General features: G+C 63.5%; 14 protein-coding genes. 7 read left to right on the plus strand and 7 right to left on the minus strand.

Annotated features, from left to right (window positions below; genetic code table 11):
* Positions 1-29: 29 nt before the first annotated feature.
* Positions 30-935 carry a LysR family transcriptional regulator gene (locus BDW41_RS17890; protein ID WP_074550102.1) on the minus strand — a complete coding sequence of 302 codons (906 nt, stop codon included), beginning with the start codon at positions 933-935 and terminating at the stop codon, positions 30-32.
* A 307-nt stretch (positions 936-1242) separates the two neighbouring features.
* Between BDW41_RS17890 and dgcN the strand changes: the two genes are divergently transcribed.
* The 3 genes from dgcN to bhcC are packed head-to-tail and all read left to right on the plus strand — an operon-like array spanning position 1243 to position 5071.
* Positions 1243-2286: an N-acetyltransferase DgcN gene (gene dgcN, locus BDW41_RS17895; RefSeq protein WP_074550100.1), complete on the plus strand. Its 1044-nt coding sequence runs from the start codon at positions 1243-1245 to the stop codon at positions 2284-2286.
* Between the two features lie 32 nt (positions 2287-2318).
* The gene (locus BDW41_RS17900; RefSeq protein ID WP_074550098.1) at positions 2319-3872 is read left to right on the plus strand and encodes a serine hydrolase domain-containing protein; all 1554 of its coding nucleotides are present in this window, start codon (positions 2319-2321) and stop codon (positions 3870-3872) included.
* Between the two features lie 35 nt (positions 3873-3907).
* Complete coding sequence (gene bhcC, locus BDW41_RS17905; RefSeq protein WP_074550096.1) at positions 3908-5071, plus strand: 3-hydroxy-D-aspartate aldolase BhcC; 1164 nt, start codon at positions 3908-3910, stop codon at positions 5069-5071.
* A 7-nt stretch (positions 5072-5078) separates the two neighbouring features.
* On the opposite strand, the gene BDW41_RS17910 is transcribed toward bhcC, so the two are convergent.
* Both BDW41_RS17910 and BDW41_RS17915 read right to left on the minus strand, forming a co-directional pair.
* Complete coding sequence (locus BDW41_RS17910; protein WP_074550094.1) at positions 5079-6680, minus strand: sulfotransferase family protein; 1602 nt, start codon at positions 6678-6680, stop codon at positions 5079-5081.
* A 103-nt stretch (positions 6681-6783) separates the two neighbouring features.
* Positions 6784-9915 (minus strand): TonB-dependent receptor, encoded by a 3132-nt coding sequence (locus tag BDW41_RS17915; protein ID WP_074550344.1) that lies wholly within the window; start codon positions 9913-9915, stop codon positions 6784-6786.
* A gap of 400 nt (positions 9916-10315) precedes the next feature.
* Here BDW41_RS17915 and BDW41_RS17920 point away from each other — a divergent pair, with 400 nt between their 5' ends.
* Positions 10316-12214: a M61 family metallopeptidase gene (locus tag BDW41_RS17920; RefSeq protein WP_083337709.1), complete on the plus strand. Its 1899-nt coding sequence runs from the start codon at positions 10316-10318 to the stop codon at positions 12212-12214.
* A 141-nt stretch (positions 12215-12355) separates the two neighbouring features.
* Entirely contained in the window at positions 12356-13522 is a 1167-nt protein-coding gene (locus BDW41_RS17925; RefSeq protein ID WP_074550091.1) for a DNA-binding transcriptional regulator, read from the plus strand.
* Between the two features lie 123 nt (positions 13523-13645).
* Here the strand turns inward: BDW41_RS17925 and BDW41_RS17930 are convergent, their stop codons facing one another.
* The 3 genes from BDW41_RS17930 to BDW41_RS17945 form a co-directional block, all read right to left on the minus strand.
* Positions 13646-14464: a TonB-dependent receptor gene (locus tag BDW41_RS17930; RefSeq protein ID WP_233496924.1), complete on the minus strand. Its 819-nt coding sequence runs from the start codon at positions 14462-14464 to the stop codon at positions 13646-13648.
* 1433 nt (positions 14465-15897) lie between these two features.
* On the minus strand, positions 15898-17124 hold the full coding sequence (locus tag BDW41_RS17940; RefSeq protein ID WP_074550087.1) for an IS256 family transposase: 1227 nt from the start codon (positions 17122-17124) through the stop codon (positions 15898-15900).
* A gap of 127 nt (positions 17125-17251) precedes the next feature.
* Complete coding sequence (locus BDW41_RS17945; protein WP_158537011.1) at positions 17252-18634, minus strand: site-specific integrase; 1383 nt, start codon at positions 18632-18634, stop codon at positions 17252-17254.
* A 607-nt stretch (positions 18635-19241) separates the two neighbouring features.
* Between BDW41_RS17945 and BDW41_RS17950 the strand changes: the two genes are divergently transcribed.
* A complete protein-coding gene (locus BDW41_RS17950) occupies positions 19242-20024 on the plus strand; it encodes a hypothetical protein (protein WP_110301652.1) in 783 nt (260 codons plus the stop codon).
* 42 nt (positions 20025-20066) lie between these two features.
* Here BDW41_RS17950 and BDW41_RS17955 read toward each other — a convergent pair whose 3' ends face one another.
* Positions 20067-21230, minus strand: a complete 1164-nt coding sequence (locus tag BDW41_RS17955) for an inovirus-type Gp2 protein (RefSeq protein WP_074550081.1) — start codon at positions 21228-21230, stop codon at positions 20067-20069.
* 68 nt (positions 21231-21298) lie between these two features.
* Between BDW41_RS17955 and BDW41_RS17960 the strand changes: the two genes are divergently transcribed.
* Positions 21299-21413, plus strand: a 115-nt coding sequence (locus BDW41_RS17960) for a transposase (protein WP_146217379.1), incomplete at its 3' end; no start/stop codon positions are given.

The following is a 21413-nucleotide window of genomic DNA, read 5'->3' on the forward strand; positions in this document are numbered from 1 at the left end:
GTGGAACGTCCAGGCCAAGGCGCGCCACGTCAGCCCTCCTGGGCAAGCATGAGCTGGGCGAGCTGCTTGACGATATCGAGAAACTTTTTCTGCACCTGGTTCAGCGGGCTGTCCGGGCGGTGCATGGCGTAGAGCACCACTTCGAGATGCGGTTTCAGCGGGCGCATCTGCACGCTCTTGGGTCCACCGCAGCGCGCCGTGAACGGATCGACCAGCGCCAGGCCCTCGCCCTTGGCCACCAGCGAATGCGCGAGCTGATAGGTCTGCACCGAGACGTTGATCTTCGGCTGCGGCTCGATCTTGGACAGATGGCTTTGCAGCATGCTGCCCAGCGCATCGCGCACGTTGATGCCGATCATCGGCTGGTTGGCCAATGCCGCGATGGGCAGCGGCTGCGACAGTTCCTCCTCAGGCCACCAGCCGGGCGGGGCGATCACCATCACCTGTCCGCGGCACAGCACGCGCTGGTGCAGGTTGTGGTGCCCGGTGTCCTGCAGCGTGAGGCCGATATCGGTTTCGAGCAGGGTGAGCGATTCGCACATCTCCGCCGAATGCTGCGTGGACAGTTCCGCGACCAGGTCGGGAAAGGTCTTGCGCAGGCGCATCACGGCGGAAGCGAGCAAGGTCAGGGCGAGGGTCGGCGTGCAGGTGACGCGCAGGGGGCAATTGCCCGGCTGGCTCATGTTCTTGGTGAGGTGCTCCAGGTCGTGCACGTCCTGCACGATCTTGTCGATGCGCTCGCGCAGCAGCAGCGCCTGCTGGGTGGGCAGCAGGCGTCCGCGCACGCGGCTGAACAGGGCAAAGCCCAGGCGGTCTTCCGCGTTCTGCAGCGCCTTGCTGGCGGCCGGCTGCGAGATGTCCAGCAGCTTGGCCGCGCCGGTGATGCTGCCGGTGGTCAGCACGGCATGAAAGAGTTCGATATAGCGCAAACGCATGTCGCTTCCGCACCTCGTTGTGTCCTGCCCCGTGGCCGCCGCCATCGCCAAGGACGGATGACGCTTGCGCATCCTCCGCGCGGCGCAACCTTCGATGCAGGATCTTTCGACGTTTCCCCGCCCCATCCTCTCAAGCTTGGCGCGCTTCGCAAAGATGCCATTACTCACGGATGCCGGGCGCATTACGGCGGCCACAACCGCAAGTTATGCCTCGTGCGCGTTTTTTCATTGGTGACACGCCGGCGCGCATGGGTATGCTGCGTCGGCCGTCCGATGCGGATCGGACGAAGTCGGGAGCCCGGATTGCATGCCTGACCATGTTGAAGCGACCGGCGTCGTCCGCTGGGGGCCGCCTTATCTCTTGTACCTGGGCGGCGAGGCCGACGACTTGGCCATCAAGACCGCCCGCGGCCTGGCCTACTGGCGGCCGGAGTGGTGCATCGGGCAATTCCGCCGCAGCGACTGCCCGCTCACCCTGGGTCTGCCCGACATGCACCCGGCGCAGGCCAAGGCCGCCGGCGCAGACACCATGGTGATCGGCATCGCCAACGTCGGCGGCATGATGGGGCCCGGCGCGGTCGGCGACATCGTCGCCGCGCTGGACGCAGGCCTCAACGTCATCGCCGGCCTGCACCAGAAGCTGCGCGACAACCCGGAAATCGTCGCCGCCGCCCGCGCCAATGGCCGCGTCCTGTTCGATGCGCGCGACGCCAACCGCGCCATTCCCATAGGCAACGGACGCAAGCGTCCGGGTCGGCGATTGCTGACGGTGGGCACGGACTGCTCCATCGGCAAGATGTACACCACGCTGGCGATCGAACGCAGCATGCGCCAGCGCGGACTCGCCGCGGATTTCCGTGCCACCGGCCAGACCGGCATGTTCGTCGCGGGCGATGGCATTGCCGTCGACGCGGTGATCGCCGATTTCATCGCGGGCGCGGCCGAGCAACTCTCGCCGGCGCGCGACGACGGCGGCTGGGATCTGATCGAGGGCCAGGGTTCGCTGTTCCATCCGCTGTACGCCGGCGTGTCGCTGGGTCTGCTGCACGGTTCGCAACCCGACGCGCTGGTGCTGTGCCACGAGCCCACGCGCCGCCACATGCGTGGACTCCCCGATTGCCCCATGCCGGACCTGCAGCGCTGCCTGGAAGCCAATCTCTCCGCCGCGCGCCTGACCAACTCCGCGGTGAAGGCGGTGGGCGTCGCGCTCAACACCTCGGGCATCGCCGCGCACGAAGCGCAGGCTGCCTGCCGGGAGATCGAAGACCGGCTCGGGCTGCCGTGCCAGGATCCCGTCACCATGGGCGTGGAGACCATCGTGGATCACCTGCTCGCAAGCTGCGCGAGCTAAGCGTTTCCACCCGCACTGATCAGAGAGTACGCATGGGCCGTTTCGCCAGATTCCTGTTCTGCGCATCCGCATGGGCGTTGCTGGGCAGCGTGGCCCATGCGTCCACGCCGGATGCGAACACGCGCGCCGAATACGATCGCGCGGTGGATGCCGTAGTCGCGCGCTATCACCTGCCGGGCATCGCGGTGGGCGTGATCGATAACGGCACCGTGACGTACACGCGCACCGTGGGCAAGCTGGCGAACGGCCAGCCCATGAATGCGGATACGCTGTTCGGCATCGCCTCCAACAGCAAGGCGATGACGGCCACCTTGCTGGCGCGGCTGGTGCAGCAGGGCAAGCTGCGCTGGGACGATCCGGTGACCAAGTATCTTCCGGCCTTCCGCATGCACGATCCCTGGGTCACGGCGAACATGCAGGTGGGCGATCTGCTGGTGCATCACAGCGGACTGCCCGAGGGCGCGGGCGACCTGATGCTGTGGCCCACACCCAACCAGTTCACGCCCGGCGACGTGGTCGCGGGCCTGCAGTATCTGAAACCGTCCTACAGCTTCCGCGCCGGCTACGCCTACGACAACACGCTGTACATCGTGGCCGGCGAGGTGGCCGCCGCCGCGGGTGGCGCACCGTATCCCGCGCTGTTGCGTCGCGAGGTGTTCCAGCCGCTGGGCATGAGCCGCTGCCAGATCGGCACGTGGAACCGCGCCGAGGTCGGCAACGTGGCCGACCCGTATGTGCTGCACGACGGCCGCTTCGAGGCCGTGCGCGCCGATGGCGCCATCGTCCACCCCGAAACCATGGATTCCGCCGGCGGTGTGCGCTGCAGCCTCAACGACATGCTGACCTGGGCGAACAACTGGCTGGCGCCGAGGCCGGCGCAACTGGCGTGGTTGTCGCCGGAACAGCGCCGCAAGGAATGGACGGCCTATACGCCCATGCCGATCTCCGCGCGCCGCCAGGACTGGGACGGCACGCTGTTCTACGGCTATGGCTACGGCTGGCGCATTGCCGACGTGGATGGCCAGATGACCGTGTCGCACACCGGCACGCTATCAGGCATGTACTCGGCGATGGTGCTGCTGCCATTCCGCAAGAGCGGCTTCGTGCTGCTGATCAATGCCGATGCCGAGGACGCACGCAGCGTGCTGATCGAAGTGCTCACCAAGCACTTCACCGCACCCGGCAAGGCGCGCAGCGTGGACAACTACGCCGATGAACTGCAACGCGCGAGCCAGCAGCAGCATGCCTCGCACGTTCCCGATACGTCGTCGCGCCAGCGTGCGACGCCGGCCGAACTGAGCGCGCAGCTGGGCGTATGGCGCGACCCGTGGTTCGGTGAGGTTCGCCTGTGCGCGCAGGGCGATGGCGTGCGCTTCGCCTCCGCGAAATCGCCGCGCCTGAGCGGACAGGTCATGCGCGTGGGCGACCGCTACCTGGTGCAGTGGGATCACGACGAGATCGAAGCCTGGCTGCGCTTGCCCGAGCGATCCGGCGACGCGCTGCGCATGGCGAAGGTCGATCCCGATGCCGATTTCAGTTCCGACTACGAAGACCTTGCCTTCCGCCGGGAACATGCCTGTAAATGACAGCATGGCCTCGGGGGAGGCACGGCCGGACCACCATGAATACGAACATCGATACCGCCGCGCTCGACGTCGGCTACGACGTGCCCGCCCTGCCCGGCATGGACGAGGCGGACATCCAGACGCCTTGCCTCGTGCTCGATCTCGATGCGCTGGAACGCAACATCCTCCGGATGGGCGAGTACGCGAAGGCGCACGGCATGCGCCATCGCAGCCACGGCAAGATGCACAAGTCCGTGGACGTGCAGAAACTGCAGGAACGCCTGGGCGGCGCGGTGGGCGTGTGTTGCCAGAAGGTGTCCGAGGCCGAGGTGTTCGCGCGCGGCGGCATCCAGGACATCCTGGTCTCCAACGAGGTGCGCGACCCCGCCAAGATCGACCGGCTCGCGCGGCTGCCGGCCTTCGGTTCGCGCATCACCGTCTGCGTGGACGACATGGCGAACGTCGCCGAACTCTCCGTGGCGGCACAGCGGCACGGCACCACGCTGGCCTGCCTGGTCGAGATCGACTGCGGACAGGGACGCTGCGGCGTTGGCACGGTGCGAGAGGCCGTCGACCTGGCGAAAGCCATCGATGCGGCATCGTCGCTCACTTTTGCCGGCCTGCAGGCCTACCAGGGCAGCATGCAGCACCTGGAGCACTACGCCGACCGCAAGGCGAAACTCGACGACGCCATCGTGTTCGTCAAGGCGGTGGTGGCCGCGCTGCGCGCGGAGGGGTTGGAACCGGAACTGGTCTCCGGCGGCGGCACGGGCTCGTATTACTTCGAATCCGCCTCGGGCGTGTACAACGAACTGCAATGCGGCAGCTACGCCTTCATGGACGCCGACTATGGCCGCATCAAGGACGCGCACGGCCAGCGCATCGACCGCAGCGAGTGGGAGAACGCGCTGTTCGTGCTCACCTCGGTGATGAGCCATGCCAAACCCGATCAGGCCGTGTGCGACGCGGGGCTGAAGGTGCTGTCGGTGGACAGCGGCCTGCCGGTGGTGCACGGCCGGGACGACGTGCGCTACGCCAGCATCTCCGACGAGCACGGCGTGATCGAAGACAAACACGGCGCGCTGCGCATCAACGAAAAGCTCAGGCTGATTCCCGGGCACTGCGACCCGACCTGCAACCTGCACGACTGGTACGTCGGTGTGCGCAACGGCAAGGTCGAAGTCGTGTGGCCGGTGTCGGCGCGCGGCAAGGCTTACTGAATCCCGCTCAATCGGCCAGCACGCCGGCATCGCGCAGGCGCCGGCGCAGCCCGTCCAGCCGGTCGCCGTAGCGCGCGCTGCGCGCCGTATCGCGGCGCAGGGGCTGGCGCACCTGGGCGGCGCTGGGCGCGCTCAATACCGCACGCGGCGTCTTGTGCGGCTCCAGGCAGGCGGCATCGAACGGCAGTTGGCAGAAGTCCAGCAGGCGGCGAATCATCGTCTCCGGTTCAGCCAGCAGTGCTTCGTATTCGAGATCGAACACGCGGCCGGGGTATTTCCCGGTCCAGAAGCGCGCCAGCCGCAGGAAGTCGATGCAGTAGTCGGCCATTTCGTCCAGGTCGCTGCCGAAGCCGTTCTTCTCGCTGAAGCATTGGCGATAGCACGCCAGGCAGGTTTCCACCGGGTCGCGCCGCACGATGACCACGCGCGCGGCGGGCAACATCGCCAGCGTGGAGCCGATGAGGTACCAGTTCAGCAGGTTCTTGTCGGTGAAGCGCGGCTTGGCCTGGCGCCAGCGCGCGGTGCGCGCGAGGTATTCCTGGCCCAGGCGGTGCCAATCCTGCGCCGACGCGTCCGCCGTCCACAGCGGATAGGCCGAACGGCGACGGCGGGTTTCCGCATCGATCACCTGCGCGAGGTCGTTGATCTCGTTGGCGCCCGCCACCTCCGGATGCGAGGCGAGGATCTGTTCCACCAGGGTGGAACCGGAGCGCGGAATGCTGGTGATCAGGATCACCTCCTTGCCGAGCTGCGGGTCCACGGGCGGCGGCGCGTCCTGCGTGGCGACGCGCAGGATGTCGTCCACGCGCTTGCGCTCGCCGGCCGCGTCCCATGGCGTGCGCTTGCGCCGCGAGGCATTGGCAGCGGCGAATGCATCGAAGGCGTGCAGATAGTCGCCCTGATCCTCCAGCGCCTTGGCATGCGTGAAGCCCAGCATTTCGCGATGGCGCGGCGGCAGGTCGGTGCGTGCCAGCGTGCGCGCCAGGAACGCCGCCTCCCGTGCGTCGAAACGCACGGTGTTGAGATTGGAAAGCCCGAACCAGCCTTCCGCGTTGATGGGATCGCGCCGCAGCACCTCGCGGAATCCCGCGATGGCCGCGTCGATCTCGCCCAGGCTGGCCTGCGCCTTGGACAGGGACAGCAGCGCCGACAGGTGCGTGGGGTCGAGCTCGCGCGCCTTGCGCAAGGCGGCTACGCCGTCCTCGGTGTGCGCCAGCCGTATCAGCGCTTCGCCAAAGTTGTACCAGGCCGCCGCCGACGTGGGCTGGATCTCGCAGGCGCGCCGCATGTGCGCCAGCGCCTGCTCGATCTCGCCGCGCTCGAACAGCGCAATGCCCAGGCAGACGTGCAGATCCGAATCGTCGGGCCACACCGCCAGCACGCGCCGGAAGCAGTCGATGGCGCGCGCGTTGTCGCCACGGCGCTGCGCCACCATGCCGAGCATCCGCAGCACGGTCGCGTCCTGCGGCGCCAGCGCGAGCGCGTCGAGCAAGGAACGCTCCGCGGCATCGAACGCACGGTGCGACCATGCCTCGCGCGCCTTCGCCAGCAGGCGCTCGGCTTCTGGCGGCAGCGGGGACGCGCCTTGCGTCGGTCGGGGTTCTGTCATGTCGTCACCGGTGACGGTCGTCCTGCCGACTATATACAAGGCGCGAGCCCGGAAAAAAAAGCGCCGGGCCAGGCCCGGCGCGCGGGGAGACGACAGCGCGTCGTCAGAAGTCGTACGCGACGGAGAACCGCACGTACCGGGGAGCCACCGTATCCTGCACGCGTCCGTAGTCCGGATTCGGACTGGACGTGGTGCCGTAGAAGTCGTTGTAGAACACCGGCGTCTGCTGGTCGAACAGGTTGATCACGGCCACGTTGAAGTCCAGCTTGTGATCGGCCCAGGTCGGCTTGTAGTCGACGTTGAGGTTGACCTGATGCGTCCACGGCAGGCGCCCCAGCGAGCCCGGCGGCACCGGCACGCCGCCACACCAGTAATAGGTGTGCGAACCATGCAGGGCGAGCTGGTCCGGTCCGTAGCCGCCGCGGCAAAGGCGTGGCGTGCCGGAAGCCATGTAGATGTTCGCGCCCACGGCCCAGTCCTTGGACACCTGGTACGCGCCGTAGAACTTGATCTGGTGCTTGCGATCGTTGGGCAGCACGCCGGAGGAATATTCCATGCGCTCCGGGAAATCCCACCCGGTGGTGAGCGATTCGTAGGAGCCGCCCTGCTGCGAATACGTGCTTACCGGGCCTTCGTCATTGCCCCAGGTGCGCGAGAACATGTAGTCGAACTTGGCGAACCACTTGCCGTCCCAGGCGTGCTCCAGCGACAGGTCCAGCGAGTAGTAGCGGCGCGTCGCACCCTTGGGGAAGGCCTGGTCCTTGGCGGTCAGCGTCACCGGCACCAGGGCGCCGCTGGGCGACTGCATCAGCAGCTTGGCCGTCTCGCCCGGGTTGATCAGCACCAGGCTCTGCGCCCATTGGCTGCAGGTGTCGGGCGTCATGTACGCATAGCCCTGCGCACGCCCGGCCGCGCATTCGATCTGGATGTCGTCGAAGTCGTCGATGATGCGGTTCATGCGCTGATAGCTGCCGGTGGCGCCGAACACCCAGCTGGTGCCCAGCATGTCGAACTGCTGCTGCATGCCCAGCACGTAGTTGTCGGAGAACTCGGCCTTGATGTTCTGCGCGGTGGAAACGCGCGGATCCTTCGCCTGCCCGTATTCGCTGTCGATGGACACGCCGGTCGACGGGTTCTGCGGCAGCGGCGTGAAGCCGATGGGCGCGCCGGTGTTCGGATCGATGCCCGTGTAGGTGCCGTACACGCCGGCGTTCGTGACGGGCGCGGCGATGGACAGCGCCACCTGCTCCGGCAGCGCCAGGTAGTAGCGGCCGGCGTTGCCGAATACCTTGAGGCTGGAATCGCCGTGCACGTCCCAGCTGAAGCCCAGGCGCGGCGCCCACTGCGGCTTGGTCAGGCGGATATAGGGCACGCCGGAAGCGTCGTAGTTGGTGAACTGGTCGCTGCGCAGGCCCAGGTTCAGCAGCAGGTTGGGCGTGACCTGCCAGTTGTCCATCACGTACTGCGCGCGTTGCGCCACGCGCACCGAGGCCACGCTGATGTCCGTGTGCTGCTGCACGTAGTAGCAGCGCATGGTGCCGGTGGCGTCGGGATGGCACTGCGTCGAGGGCGCGACGTAGGGCGGGACATTGGGATCCACGCCGAACACCGGCGAGCCCGGGTCGCTCTGGCCATAGATCCACTGATAGCCCGGGCCGGGATCGACCGAGCCGTCGTTGATGTCGCGCGAGTTGATGTTGTCGATGCCGACCTGAAGATCATGGTCGCCCAGCTTGTAGTCCAGGTTAAGGCGATAGTTCGTCACCGACTCCTTGTGGTCGGGGTCGGCAATGGACGAATTGATCTGCGAATTGGAAATGCCGCCGGGCGGCGCGAAGGCCGGATCCTGCTGGGAGTTGCTGGCGATGTGCGGCAGCATCGGGTCGTAACCCGGAAAGGCGGGCTGTCGCGTGTAGTAGGTGCCGTGCATCTTGCCGACCGTGGCGTTCAAGGTCAGCGCGTCGGTGATGTACGAGGTGTAGTTGGCCACCCACACCTTGAAGGTGGTGCGGCTAATCTGGTCGAGGCTGTTGAAGTTGCCTTGCTTGAGCGTGTCGTAGTCGAAGTCGTAGATCGTGCCGTCGGTCTTGTGCGCGTTCTGCAGATAGGTCGCGCTGAGCACGTTGCTGTCGTTGATGTTCCAGTTCAGCTTGGTATAGAACTTCGGATCCTGCACTTTCCACGTCTCGGTGGTGGCTGTGCTGCTGAACTCCGAAGTGGTGCGGTAGTTGGTGTTGTCCTGCTCGGCGCCCACGAAGAAGAACAGCTTGTCCTTGATCAGCGGGCCGCTGATGTAGGCGTCGTAGATGTTCTCGCTGCTGCTGTTGTGGTTGCGATAGACGGCGAGGTCGCCGGGCCGGTTGCCCTGGTTGGTCACCAGCGGGTTGGCGAAATAGAAATTGTCCGGATCCGAACGCAGGCTGCCGGGCTGCCACAGGGCGCGCACGCCAAAGTGCCAGTCGTTGTCGCCGCTCTTGCCGATCTGGTTGATCACGCCGCCGATGGAGCGGCCGTAGCGGGCGTCATAACCGGTAGTAAAGGTCTGCTGCTGCTCGATCGCGCCGTACGGCAGCGACACACCACCCTGGTTGTTGAGCAGCTCGGTGGTGTTCATGCCATCGAGGTAGTACGCGTTCTCCGCCGTGGACGCACCACCGAACACCAGGTTCGGCGTGCCCAGCGGGCCGGTGCCTATCTCGGGCGAGCCCAGGTTGACGCCCGGCGCCAGCAAGGCGATGTTCTCGGCGGTGCGCTGCAGCGGCAGCTGCTGCAGCTGCTTGGCGGTGATCGTCGTCACCTGGTTGGTGGTGGTCACGTCAATCGGCGGCAGCGAATTGCCGGTAACGCTGATCGTGCCCAGCGTCTTGGCGCCCGCTTCCGCGGTAGGCACGGCAAAGTCCACCACCACCGAACCTGCCGCCACCGGACTGACGCCGCTGCGCGAATCCACCACCTTGCCATTCTGCAGCAGCGACACGGTATAGGTGCCGACCGGCAAGGTGACCGAATACTTGCCGGAAGTACCCACGTCGGTGCTGCGATTGAAACCCGAGCCACCCGTGATCTGGATGGTTTCACCCGCAACGGCCGGAACGCTGCCGTAGATGGTGCCGTTCGTCGCCTGGGCCCAGGCCGCGCCGTTGAACCCCAGCGTGGCCGAGCTGATGGCCAGTGCCAGCGCCTTGCGCCGGAGGCCCTTCTTTCCATGCAACGAACGCAAGGACGTTACCTTCATGATCTGCTCTCCCCAGACGATGAAACCCAAGTAGCGCTGCCTCGATGAAGTCATGGCGTGTTGCTTCGTCGTGCCGGCAGACACCCAACCCTTACGGCAACAACCGCCGCGGCTCCCCAGCCACGGACCGGTAGGTCACCCGAGCATACTCATCGCCTCACGCAAACCACCAATGAAAAGACCTGCATCCGGCATAGCTGGAAGTTATGGTTTCCGCCGTCGCGATTGCGCCGGATAGCATCGGCGGGTGCGGCGGCGCAGGCATCCGCGGGAGTCGTGACGTGCGTGGATGGCCGGCTCTACTTGTCCGCGGCCGCCGTGTACGATGCCTCGCGTCCGAGCGGCCTCGCGCTGGCAGCCGCGGATATGGACGGCCAACTGAAACTCCCGGGGAGAGCGCATGAAACGACTGACGCGATGGCTGGCCATCGTCATCCTGGCCGCTTGCGCGCCGTGGACGGCCCAGGCGGATGAGCACGCGGCGGACGGAATCGTCGCGTTGACGGTGCGCCTGCCTGATCCCAGCCAGAAGCTGCTGTACGTGCACGAGACCATGCCGGTCACGCCGGGCCCGCTCACGCTCTACTACCCGAAGTGGATTCCCGGCGATCACTCGCCGGACGGGCCCATCGAACTGCTCATGGGCCTGCAGTTCAGCGCGGGCGGCCAGCGCATGGCCTGGCAACGCGATGAGCTGGACCGTTTCACCTTTCATCTGGACGTGCCGGCAGGCGTGCGGCAACTGGACATCGACTTCCAGTTTCCCGGCGCGGAACGCGTCACGCCCCATCTGATGGGCGTCTCGTGGGACCAGGTGGCGCTGTATCGCGCGGGCTCCCCCACGAACACGCAGATCTACCAGCCGACGCTGATCATTCCCGCCGACTGGCACCATGCCAGCGCACTGGAAACGGCGACGCAGGAAGGTGGACGCATCGCGTTCAAGCCGGTGCCATTCAATACCCTGGTCGATTCGCCGGTGATCGCGGGCCAATATTTCCGGCAGATCGACCTGACTCCGGCGGGTTCAACGGTGCGCCGCTATCTGGACATGGTGGGCGACAACGCCGCCGCGCTCGATCTGTCGGACGCGCAGATTGCTAGCTATCGCCGCCTGATCGAACAGGCGCAGCGCTTGTTCCACTCCCACCATTACGACAGCTACCACCTGCTGCTGACCTTGAGCGACTACGTGCCGGTGGGTGGACTGGAACATCATCAATCCAGCGACGACCGCGCACGCAGCGGCTCGAAGATGTTCGCCGACGCCGACCACTTCATGCTGGATGCGTCGCTGCTTCCGCACGAATACACCCACTCGTGGAACGGAAAATTCATGCGCCCGGCGGGCCTCTGGCAACCGGACTTCGAGCAGCCCGAGCGCCCCGGCATGTTGTGGATCTACGAAGGTCTCACCGTCTACCTGGGCGACATGCTCACCGCCCGCAGCGGCCTGTGGTCGGCCGACACGTGGCGCCAGGTGCTCGCCTATCGCGCAGCCGACATGGCGTATCGCCCCGGCCGCGCATGGCGCCCGCTGACCGATACCGCCGTCGCGGTGGATTACTCCGCGCCCACCGCCTGGGGCAACTGGCGACGCCAGAACGACTTCTACCGCGAAGGCGAATTGCTGTGGCTCGCCATCGACATGCGCATTCGCGAACTCAGCCACGGCAAACGCTCCGTCGATGATTTCGCCCGGCTGTTCTTCAGTGTCGACGACGGCAGCTACGTCACGCACACCTATGGCTTCGACGACGTGGTCGACACGCTGGGCAAGGTGCAGCCTGATGACTGGGCCAGCTTCCTGCATGGTTGGATCGACGGCGTCGATGATCAGGTGCCACTGCTTTCCGGCATCGAGGCCAGCGGCTGGCAGCTGGCGTATACCGACCAGCCATCCCGATATCAGCACGCGATCGAGAACGTGGGGCAGGGCGAGCTGGAAGTGAAGGGCATCAACGCCATGTTCTCGCTGGGCCTGTTCCTCAAGGACGATGGCGACGTCATCGACGTGCTGTGGAACGGGCCAGCCTTCAAGGCCGGCATGGCGCCCGGCATGAAACTGGTCTCGATCAACGACCGCGCATTCAGCGCATCCGTCCTGCACGACGAAATGGCCCGTGCGCAGCAAAGCAGGCAGCTGCTGCAGCTTCGCGTGAAGAACGACGGCGTCAGCGAACTGCACGTGGTGCACTACGTCGATGGGCCGAAGTATCCCAACCTGGTGCGCGCACCGGGCAAACCCGACGTGCTGCGGGAGATCCTTGCGCCGAGGCCCGGCGGCGACGGTCCGTGAGGCGACGACGCGGCTCCCGGCCGCCGCGCGGCCGGGTTGTCCATCACGGGGACGGGCAGCCATCGGTTGATGCGGCGCAACGTGTCGCCATGGGTGCGAGACGCTACTTTCACGGCAAGTACCTGCCTTGGGGATTGCAGGATGTTGCCGCACCGCGTCGCACTGCTGTTCAACGCCAACAAGGTCTATGACCGGCAGGTCATCGCCGGCATCGGGCAATACCTCACCTTTACCCGCGTGAAGTGGGATCTGTTCCTGGAAGAGGATTTCCGCAGCCGCACCGTGGGCATACGGCAATGGCGCGGCGACGGCATCATCGCGGACTTCGACGACCCGGTCGTGGCCGAGGCCGTGTCGTCGCTTTCCATTCCGGTGGTGGCGGTCGGCGGCTCCTACCGTGACGAGTCGCAGTATCCGACCGGCCTTCCCTACGTGGCCACCGACAACCGTAAACTGGTGGAGCTGGCCTACGGACACCTGATCGAGAACGGGCTGGAGCACTTCGCGTTCTTCGGCAAGCCACCGGAGCCGGACAACCGCTGGGCGCACGAACGCGAGATGTGGTTTCGCCACCTCACCGCCACGGACGGACTGGAAGGCATCGTCTACCACGGCTCGCCGACCAGCGCCGGCGGCTGGGGCCGCGCGCAGGAAGAGGTGGCGTCATGGATACGCTCGCTGCCCAAGCCGGTCGGCATCATCGCCGCCACCGATGCGCGCGCGCGGCAGCTGCTGCAGGCATGCATCGTGGGCGACATACCGGTGCCCGAGCAGGTGGCGATCGTCGGCATCGACAACGACCCCATCGTGCAGGTGCTCAGCGGCATACGGTTGACGTCGGTGATGCAGGGCACCGAGGAGATGGGCCGCGCCGCCGCGCAGCTTCTGCACCAGATGCTGCATGGCGGTGACTGTTCGGGCACCCGCATGCTGCTGCCGCCCGCCGGCATCAACGTGCAGGCAAGCAGCCTGTACCAGTCCATCCGCAGCCCGCACGTGATGCGGGCCAGGCACTACATCCGCCAGTACGCGTGCATGGGCATCAAGACGGAACAGGTCGCCGGCTACGTCGGTGTATCACGCACCTTGCTGGAAGAGCATTTCAAGCGGGAGCTGAAGAAATCGGTGCACCAGGTGATCCTGGAACACAAGCTGGAGAAGGCGCGCCACATGCTGGCCGACCCCTCCGTGTCGCTCACGGACGTTGCCGTCCGCAGCGGGTTCACGTCGCTGCAATACATGTACGTCGTGTTCCGCCGCGAGTTCAACTGCACGCCCAAGCAGTTTCTTGAGCGACTGAAGGCCTGAGCGTTGCCGGCAAGACTGCCGGCAACCTCTTGAGCAACGCTTTCGATCATCGCCCACGAAGGCGAAGCGCCGGGCCGGGGAAGACAGCGCGACCCGCGCGCCGCCGCCCCTGCTCGCCCGCCGTCAGAACGTGGCGCGAAACACCAGTTCGTAGCGGCGATCGTTCTGGAAGATGGCGCGTGTGTACAGCTTCGGATCCACCACGCCATTGACGTAGGTCGAGGGCCCCATCAGCACGCGCGTGGTCGAGTTGGTGAGATTATTCATTTGCAGGCCCACCTGCATGGCCTTGTTGATGTGATAGAACACCGAGGCATCGAGCTGGCCGTAGGCGTCGTTCCACATCGGCAGATAGGTATCGCCCGAATCCTCCGTGGTGATCAGGTAACGGCTGCGCCACGACCACGCCAGGCGAGCCGACCACTTGCCGTACTCGTACATGCCGATCAGGTTGTAGCTGTTCTGCGACAGGCCGGCCATGGGCAAGGCCGGGTTGGTGACGATGAAGTCCGCGCCGCAGGAGCCGTTGGCGTGATCGGGATCGCAGGAGGTGGTGCCGGTGATCTTGCTGCTGCGCAGGAAGGTGTAGTTGGCCTGCACACCAAGCCCTTTCCATGCCCCCGGCAGGAAATCGAAGAACTGCGAGTAGCCCGCCTCGACACCCTTCACGTTGCCGGTGCCGGCGTTCTGCGGTCCGGTCACCGCGAACTCCTGGCCGCTGATGTTCTCGGCGGTGACTTCGTTGGTGATGTAGTTCTTGATCTTCTTGTAGAACACGGTGGTGTACAGCATGCCGGTCGGCGAGAAATACCATTCCAGCGCCGAGTCGAACTGGTTGGCTTCCATCGGCTTCAAGTCCGGATTGCCGCCGGTGCTGGCGGTCCAGCCGGTGATGGTCGGCTGCTGGCCGGCCGGGCCGCCCCACGATGCGCCGAGCTTCATGTACGAGTTGAGCTGATTGATGTCCGAGCATGGATGCCATCCGCCGTCAGCGACGCATTCAATCGCTCCGCAGCCGCATTGCAGGCCCGCAGGACGCCTACGAAAGATGCCGCGCGTACCCATGCCCTAACCGCACCACGGCCGACAAGGGAGAGGGTCTCAACGGCCTATACTGCCGACAGCACATCGAGTTCTACCGGCGACATGGCAGCTATCTGAAACAGAGCTACGCAGCGGCCGAGCTAAGACCGTTCCGTCTCCAGGCATTGCAATGGTTAGAGGGCAATCAAAACGATCCCGCAGTACGCCAAGCAGCCACAGCTGTCGACCGCCTCTACCGATCCTCAGGAGCGCCTGTCGAGGCATTTAGGCTGGCTGGCAAGAAGCCGAAGGAGCGCGCCAGGGCGGTATGGGCTCGTCTTCGACACAAGGGCATCGCCCCGACGACAGTTCTAGCGACTTGGTTAGCGGTGGACCTATGCATCAGGAACGACTTGCAACCAGATCGGCACGATGAGTACAGGCTCGTCCAAGCAGGGAAGCTGATTCATCGGCTGGCCGGTGGCAGTCATCGTCGCTGGGAGCTTGAGCGCGCCGACGGAAGTACTGAGGTAAGGGAACTGCACAAGCATCCCGTGAGCAGGGGTCGCGTGCTGCGACTGCTAGGTGAAGACTTGGCGCAGTGCTGCGTTGACGTTCGGATACCGGAACCAGGCCAAACGGCGTAACCTCCTGCCATCCCACCAGAGGCTTGCCGATGTTTACCCAAACTCGACGGTTCCTCCTCCAAGCTGATCGTTACCAGCTTACGGCGCTAACCATCGTCGCATCGACCGGAGTGGCTGGCCTCGTTGCGGTCTTCTACACGGCGGCCAAAGCCCTAAGCGCGCAGCCATAGCGCCACGCCGGGTGATCTGACGCCCCCCCAAAGAGGGCCAGCCGATGGCACGGGTGCGTCCCGATAGCGTCGGCAGCCCACGACAGAGTGCACTAGCCCTTGCACACTTGGCCCCGAATCTGGGGCCTTTTCTTTCCAAACGGGCGTCGCGATAAGGAAAGCGAAAGGTTCCCGGCGAACCATTCCCGTCAACGACAGAGAGAGAGCGCGGGTGCTTCGTGAGCCTCACTAGAGACGAGCTGTCAGAGACATTCAATCAGCTAGAAGCCGAGCTGACGAGACTGGAGGCAGAGGGGCAGCCAGAAGAGGCCCTATGGGAGGCCTTCGAGCGGCTAGTCCATCGACCCTCCATAGCGATCGATCAACGAGACCGCATCTGGTGGTGGGAACAGGTCTACTCCACGATGGAGAGGCACGGCCTGACCGAACTGAGCAGAGGGAGAATCTCGCGGGAGTTCCCCTGACCGTGCCGGGTGATGTCTGCTCCCAACCCAAATCAGAGCGTGCGCACTTCTTTGTGTAAACGGGAATTTCTTTAAAGCTGAGGGACGCGGCCCTCGAACTGGATGGTAAAGCGATTGAGGGCAGCCTTCCAGTCACGAACCGGAAGCGACCAGCGCTTGCTGATGTTGCGTAGGCCAAGGTACAGAAGCTTGATCAACGACTCGTCGGTTGGAAAGGAACCGCGATACTTGGTGAGCTTCCGCAGACTCATGTTCACCGACTCAATGGCATTGGTCGTGTAGATGACCTTTCGGATCTCTGGTGGGTAATCGAAAAAGGGGATTACGTTCACCCAGTTGCGCCGCCAGGATTGACCGATAGGCGGGTACTCCTTATCCCAGCGCGCTTCGAACTCCGCCAAGTTTTGCTCAGCCTCGTCAGCTGTCGCGCTGCTGTATATGCGCTTGAGGTCCGCAGCCACTTCTGGACGCCGCTTCCACGAAACGTAGTTAAGGCTGTTCCGGACCATGTGGACGATGCAGAGCTGCACTGTCGTTCGAGGAAACACCGCCTCAATCGCTTCTGGGAAACCCTTCAGTCCGTCGACGCAGGCAACAAAGATGTCCTGCACGCCACGGTTCCGCAGCTCCGTTATTACCTGTAGCCAGAACTTCGCTCCTTCGGTCTGCGCCAGCCAGAGGCCGAGGACCTCCTTCTCGCCGCTCATGGTGATGCCTATCGCCATGTAGACCGCCTTTACTCGCACAGTGCCTTCACGCACCTTTACGTGTATGCAATCGAGGTAGACGACCGGGTATACGGCGTCTAGCGGCCTGCTCTGCCAAGCCTTCACCTCCTCTACGACGGCGTCGGTAACCGAGGAGATCAGGCTCGTCGAGACCTCCGTGTCGTACATCTCCTCAAGGTGCGCCTGAATGTCTCTAACCGACATGCCACGAGCGTAGAGGGACATGATCTTGTCATCGAAGCCACTCCAGCGTCGCTGGTGCTTCGGGATCAACTTTGGTTCAAAGGTTCCGTTGCGGTCCCGTGGGATATCAATCGGGAGATCGCCGAATCCCGCCTTGAGCGTCTTCCGGCTTCGGCCATTACGGGTGTTGCCCGTTGCATTGGCTACTGGCTCATGCCGCTCATGGCCCAAGTGCTCGGTCATTTCCGCATCTAAGGCCTTCTCAACCATTAGCTTGGTCAATTGCTTTAACAGGCCATTCTCACCGACCAGGTCTTCGGGCGTCTTGTAGTTAGCCAGCAAGCTGGTGAGCAACTCGCTGGATACGTCTTGTTTGCGTGAACTCATGGTGTCTCCGGATGGCAGTTTCTTGCCAGTTGTCCGCTTACACAAAAACTAGGACACGCCTCAGTCTTGCCTGCGCTCCGTGTCCCGACATGAGCCGCCGCCGCGCCTCCACGCCATGCGGCGGCCGCTACACGGGAAGCGTCAGCGTTGCAAGGACGTTCGACAAGATTGTCAGATTGGTCCGCTTGCCGTAGCGGCCCGTGGTGATGTTGTCGTTCTCATGACCGAGGATTTCTGCAATCTGGTAGTCCGGGGTTCCCAATTCCTTGAGCCTCGTCGCTACGGTCCCGCGAAAACTCTGAACCTGCTTCTTGGGGTCATTTACGCCAGCGTTCCGAAGCCAGCGGTTTAGCTGTTTGGACAAAAGGTCGGTATTGCTGCGCGTCTCGTCTTCTGTGTAACGCATGCGCTCCGGAAATAGGAAGTCCTCCTTCACGGACTCGACGAACTCGATGAGGCCGAGTTCAATCAGCCGCGGATGGATGGGAACCTGGCGAACCCCTCCGTCGGTCTTGATGTTCTTCCTGTCCTTCTGCTCGGTTTCTCTGTTGAAGTCGAAAACCCACACGCCCTGAACTTGCCGCACGTCAATCGTGCGCAACTGGGCCGCTTCGCCCAAGCGACAGCCGGTGTAGGCCAGGATGCGAGGTATCCAATGGCCGTACGGCTCCCGTGCCTTGAGGGCAACGTGGTCAAACAGCGCCTTGATGTCCGCATCATCCAAGGCTTTACGTGCATCTTGAGCACGGCCCTCCTCAACGTTGCGAAGAATGCTTGCTGGACTCTGTGCAATGTGATCGTGTTCAACGGCCCAAGCGAACAAAGTCCGCACGTGCTGGTAGTACTTGTTCACACTCCTGGGCTCCAGCCGCGCCACGGAGTCGTCGTCAGCAGTTCGGGCCAAGACCTCAGCGGGAGTCAGACCTGGATAGAGCTTGGACATGTTTGCCGGAAGCTTGGCGACGTCGAGCCCAAGCCTTCGCACATCTTCTTTGGTCACGTCACCGATGGGCTTGTTGCCCAGTAGCTCTGCTACAACTGAGAAGATCTTCAGGCCTTGCTCGGCCGTTCGAGCGGTCCACTTGCCGCGACTAACGCGCTCTTCGTGGTACATCGCGGAGATCTCGGACACCGTAGCGGTCACCTGCGGGGGCTCTGAGGGCGCGAGTGCGCTAACTGAGGCCAGGTCCATCGGCCGCGACAGCGGCTCTCCAGATATCGCCTTGATCTCCGCAGCCGCTGTACTCAACTGCACTTCTATCAAGCGTCGCGCGAGTTTTCGATGGAAGCGTTCGTCTGCCTGGGGCGCCATAGCCCGCGCATGGGGTAACGCGGACGACACATCGGCCACCGACAGCGCGTAGGACAGCTCGTGGCATCGCTCGTTGAGCTGGGAGGAGTAAATCTCCAGCCCACCGGGTGTCCAGTTCAGAGCGAGACGCTCTTCGATCTCTTCAAAGGAAACTGCGAGGTAGTCCCTCGTTAGCCGTTCCAACTCTTGCTGTGTCATCCGTACACCACGCCTGCGCACGTGATCCAACAGGATGCCAACGTGCGATTCCCACAACGACAGACGACGGGCAGCCTCTCGGGCGTCCGTGGTCCGCAAACTCTTGGTGATCTCTACTCGCCCAAGGAGGCCTTGGAGGCGGCCCGGCACGATTATGCGAGAGGTAAAGACCTTCCCTCGGATTTGTAGCATGTCCTGTAGCACTCGCTGTAGCACTGCGGCCAAAGGGTGCGGAAATGCTGGGAAGGCTTGGTGCCCCAAGGACTTGGGAACACATGGTGGCTATGGGTGCTCTCGAATAGGTGCCTACAAACCCCGAAATCAAGCCATTTGTTGACCGACCGTTAGTTAGGATGCCCCCAAAGTTGCCCCCAGAGGTAAAACCCTGGCCTCCTCTGCACCGGCCTCGGCGGCGCGCAGAACGCGACCAGCCACTGACCACAACTCCGTTTCTTTAGGCTGAAACGCGTTGAGCTGGCCAACTCATATTAGGCCAGCTGACCACCCGAGGTTCAGAGGTACCCAGCCGTGGTACAGGATGAATAAATCGTGTTCACGCCGAAGCAATGGATCTATATCCGAGTAATCTGCCCGCAGGCTTGCTGCCATGGTCGAATTTGCACCCATCGGCCGTCGCACAGAGGACTTTAGTAATCATACACTTACGGGAAGCGCGCTGAGCATGACATCCAAATTTGCCGATGGCACCAGCGCATCACAGCAGCACAGCGGCTGGACTCGACAGCTTGAAGAGGCTTCCGACTCGATTGGAGACGAGCGCGCGCCCCAGGCGTCTAGCCGCTATCTTGCCGCTGTCGACCGGCTATACGGCGAGCTCCACCTCTGGTGTCTCGGGGACAGTCAGGGAATGCAATGCGCCAACATCGCCGCGCTTGCATTGGACTCGTCCCAGCAGCAAAGCGCTAAAACGCAGCTGGTCGCCCTGTATCGATCAATCCGCGAGAAAGATTCACCTGACGGGGAAGAGTGCGATAACGTCGCAGAGGCATGGATTCATGCCGTTAAGGCGCGTAAAGCCATTCTTGACGGCGATGCGAGTACCGTCAAAACCCATGTCGATGAGGCTTTCGATCTACTCTCAGCTAGTCTGGCCAGCGGACGAAAGCGGGAGCGCAAGTTCAATAGGGACAAGGCGCGACGAGAATGCGTGAAGGATTTCGCTGAGCTCGTATTAAAGCGGCGGCCCCCTCGCGGCTGGGCCGACCCCAGCCAGGTCGCTAAAGCTTTAGGCCAAGAGCTAGTTCGCATCATCGAGAGCCAGAGCCCGGATAGGGCGCTTTGGAAGAAAGAACCCGCTGTCTTGATCCTTGAATGGTTAGACAAGAAGAAAGGGCCTGTTTTTGAGGCCTATCGAGGTCGAGGGTCATAGACAAGGGCTTGAGCGCACACGGTGCCATCCCAAGAGGCTCGGTCAAAGCTTCCAGCTCTTTCCAGCGGACATCCATTGACCGTTTCCCAAGCCCCGTGGATACGAACGCACGGGCCTGCACGAAACTTCGGTCGAACTCCGCGGCATGCTCGGACGCAGCGGCACAACACTGGCCTTCGTGTCGACGAGCCGCCCGCGTTTCATCGGAGGCCTTTCCTTCGTTTTCGTGTTCGAGATAGGTATCGGAGGCACGTAGTCGGCAACCCTCGCTGACGGAAGCGCACGAGGGCGGCCCCGCTTCGTCTCTGGTATGTCGGGCAACTCACTTCGACCGAATGTGCGCCCCTTGGACAGGACCATACGGACGTAGTAGTCGACTTTCGTCAGATAGGGAGCCACCAATGTCCGAAGTGCCCAGAGCTTGGCCACATCCGTGTAGTGGATCTTACCGACACCGCGGTATTGGTGCGCCTCGAAATTGCTGATGTGATGGCGTCCAAGGCCACGTGTGATCACGTCATTCCAATGCCGCCCGATATGCGTGGCAATGGGCAGGTCTTGCTGATGTTGGTTCGCGTCGAAGAACAACAGAAGGTGAGTGTGCCATCCCGTGCCCTGCGTGAATTCCAACTTCCACGCGTAGCCTACGGGCCTAAATGGGCACTTGCGTTTTAGGTAACGGATCATTTGGTCGCGATGATTCACCGCCTCCTCTTTCGTCACCGAAAGGGCGCGCCAGGGCTCAAGTGAGTGGCGGCAATAGGAAATATCCATGCGAATCACGAGGAGCTGGCTGTGCAAGAGGAAGAGCCTGTCGATAAGCTCCAAGAGGCCTGTGGTGTTGCTGCGCACGAGCTTGTGGTGCTTATCTCGACGAACACGGAACGCCGTCGAACGTGCCTCGTCGCGCATGGCTTTGACACACGCATTTAGCCGGTCGACATCGTCTTGACACACCGGCTGAAAGTGAGGCGTAAATGATCGTGCCTCCATGTGCTTCTCAAACAGCGACACCAGAGGATGAAACTGGTGGTGCGGAAAGGCTTGCCGGATCGACCACAGGCCGGGACGAACGATGGCCAGAAACTCCTGTGCCAGTCGTGCAACGCCATGACGGGGCAAAGCCTCACGCCGTCGCTTCGGAGGCCAGTGAAACAGTTGGCCCTGCGTGCTCGTAAGTTTGCGCATCGTGTTCTCGATCCTCATGACTTCACGTGCAAGATCTTCGTCCGGCAAGCGGATGTGATGCGCCCACGCATCTCCTTCCACATGGAATCTGGTCTGCGTCGTGTACGAAACAGGCGGCAGCCGGCGCACCGATCAAGGAGCTGTGCCGCAAGCACGGTTTCAGTGATGCCTCCTTCTACCTGTGGCGCAAACGATTTGGCG

This window comes from Dyella sp. AtDHG13 (assembly GCF_003201105.1).
GTDB lineage: Bacteria > Pseudomonadota > Gammaproteobacteria > Xanthomonadales > Rhodanobacteraceae > Dyella > Dyella jiangningensis_B.

Excerpts from the sequence above, each read along its gene's own strand:
- BDW41_RS17925 (WP_074550091.1), top strand. The coding sequence starts at position 12,356 with ATGTTGCCGCACCGCGTCGCACTGCTGTTCAACGCCAACAAGGTCTAT.
- BDW41_RS17910 (WP_074550094.1), bottom strand. The coding sequence starts at position 6,680 with ATGACAGAACCCCGACCGACGCAAGGCGCGTCCCCGCTGCCGCCAGAA.
- BDW41_RS17930 (WP_233496924.1), bottom strand. The coding sequence starts at position 14,464 with ATGAAGCTCGGCGCATCGTGGGGCGGCCCGGCCGGCCAGCAGCCGACC.
- BDW41_RS17915 (WP_074550344.1), bottom strand. The coding sequence starts at position 9,915 with ATGAAGGTAACGTCCTTGCGTTCGTTGCATGGAAAGAAGGGCCTCCGG.
- BDW41_RS17955 (WP_074550081.1), bottom strand. The coding sequence starts at position 21,230 with ATGAGGATCGAGAACACGATGCGCAAACTTACGAGCACGCAGGGCCAA.
- dgcN (WP_074550100.1), top strand. The coding sequence starts at position 1,243 with ATGCCTGACCATGTTGAAGCGACCGGCGTCGTCCGCTGGGGGCCGCCT.
- BDW41_RS17945 (WP_158537011.1), bottom strand. The coding sequence starts at position 18,634 with ATGACACAGCAAGAGTTGGAACGGCTAACGAGGGACTACCTCGCAGTT.
- BDW41_RS17940 (WP_074550087.1), bottom strand. The coding sequence starts at position 17,124 with ATGAGTTCACGCAAACAAGACGTATCCAGCGAGTTGCTCACCAGCTTG.
- BDW41_RS17890 (WP_074550102.1), bottom strand. The coding sequence starts at position 935 with ATGCGTTTGCGCTATATCGAACTCTTTCATGCCGTGCTGACCACCGGC.
- BDW41_RS17920 (WP_083337709.1), top strand. The coding sequence starts at position 10,316 with ATGAAACGACTGACGCGATGGCTGGCCATCGTCATCCTGGCCGCTTGC.
- BDW41_RS17950 (WP_110301652.1), top strand. The coding sequence starts at position 19,242 with ATGGTCGAATTTGCACCCATCGGCCGTCGCACAGAGGACTTTAGTAAT.
- BDW41_RS17900 (WP_074550098.1), top strand. The coding sequence starts at position 2,319 with ATGGGCCGTTTCGCCAGATTCCTGTTCTGCGCATCCGCATGGGCGTTG.
- bhcC (WP_074550096.1), top strand. The coding sequence starts at position 3,908 with ATGAATACGAACATCGATACCGCCGCGCTCGACGTCGGCTACGACGTG.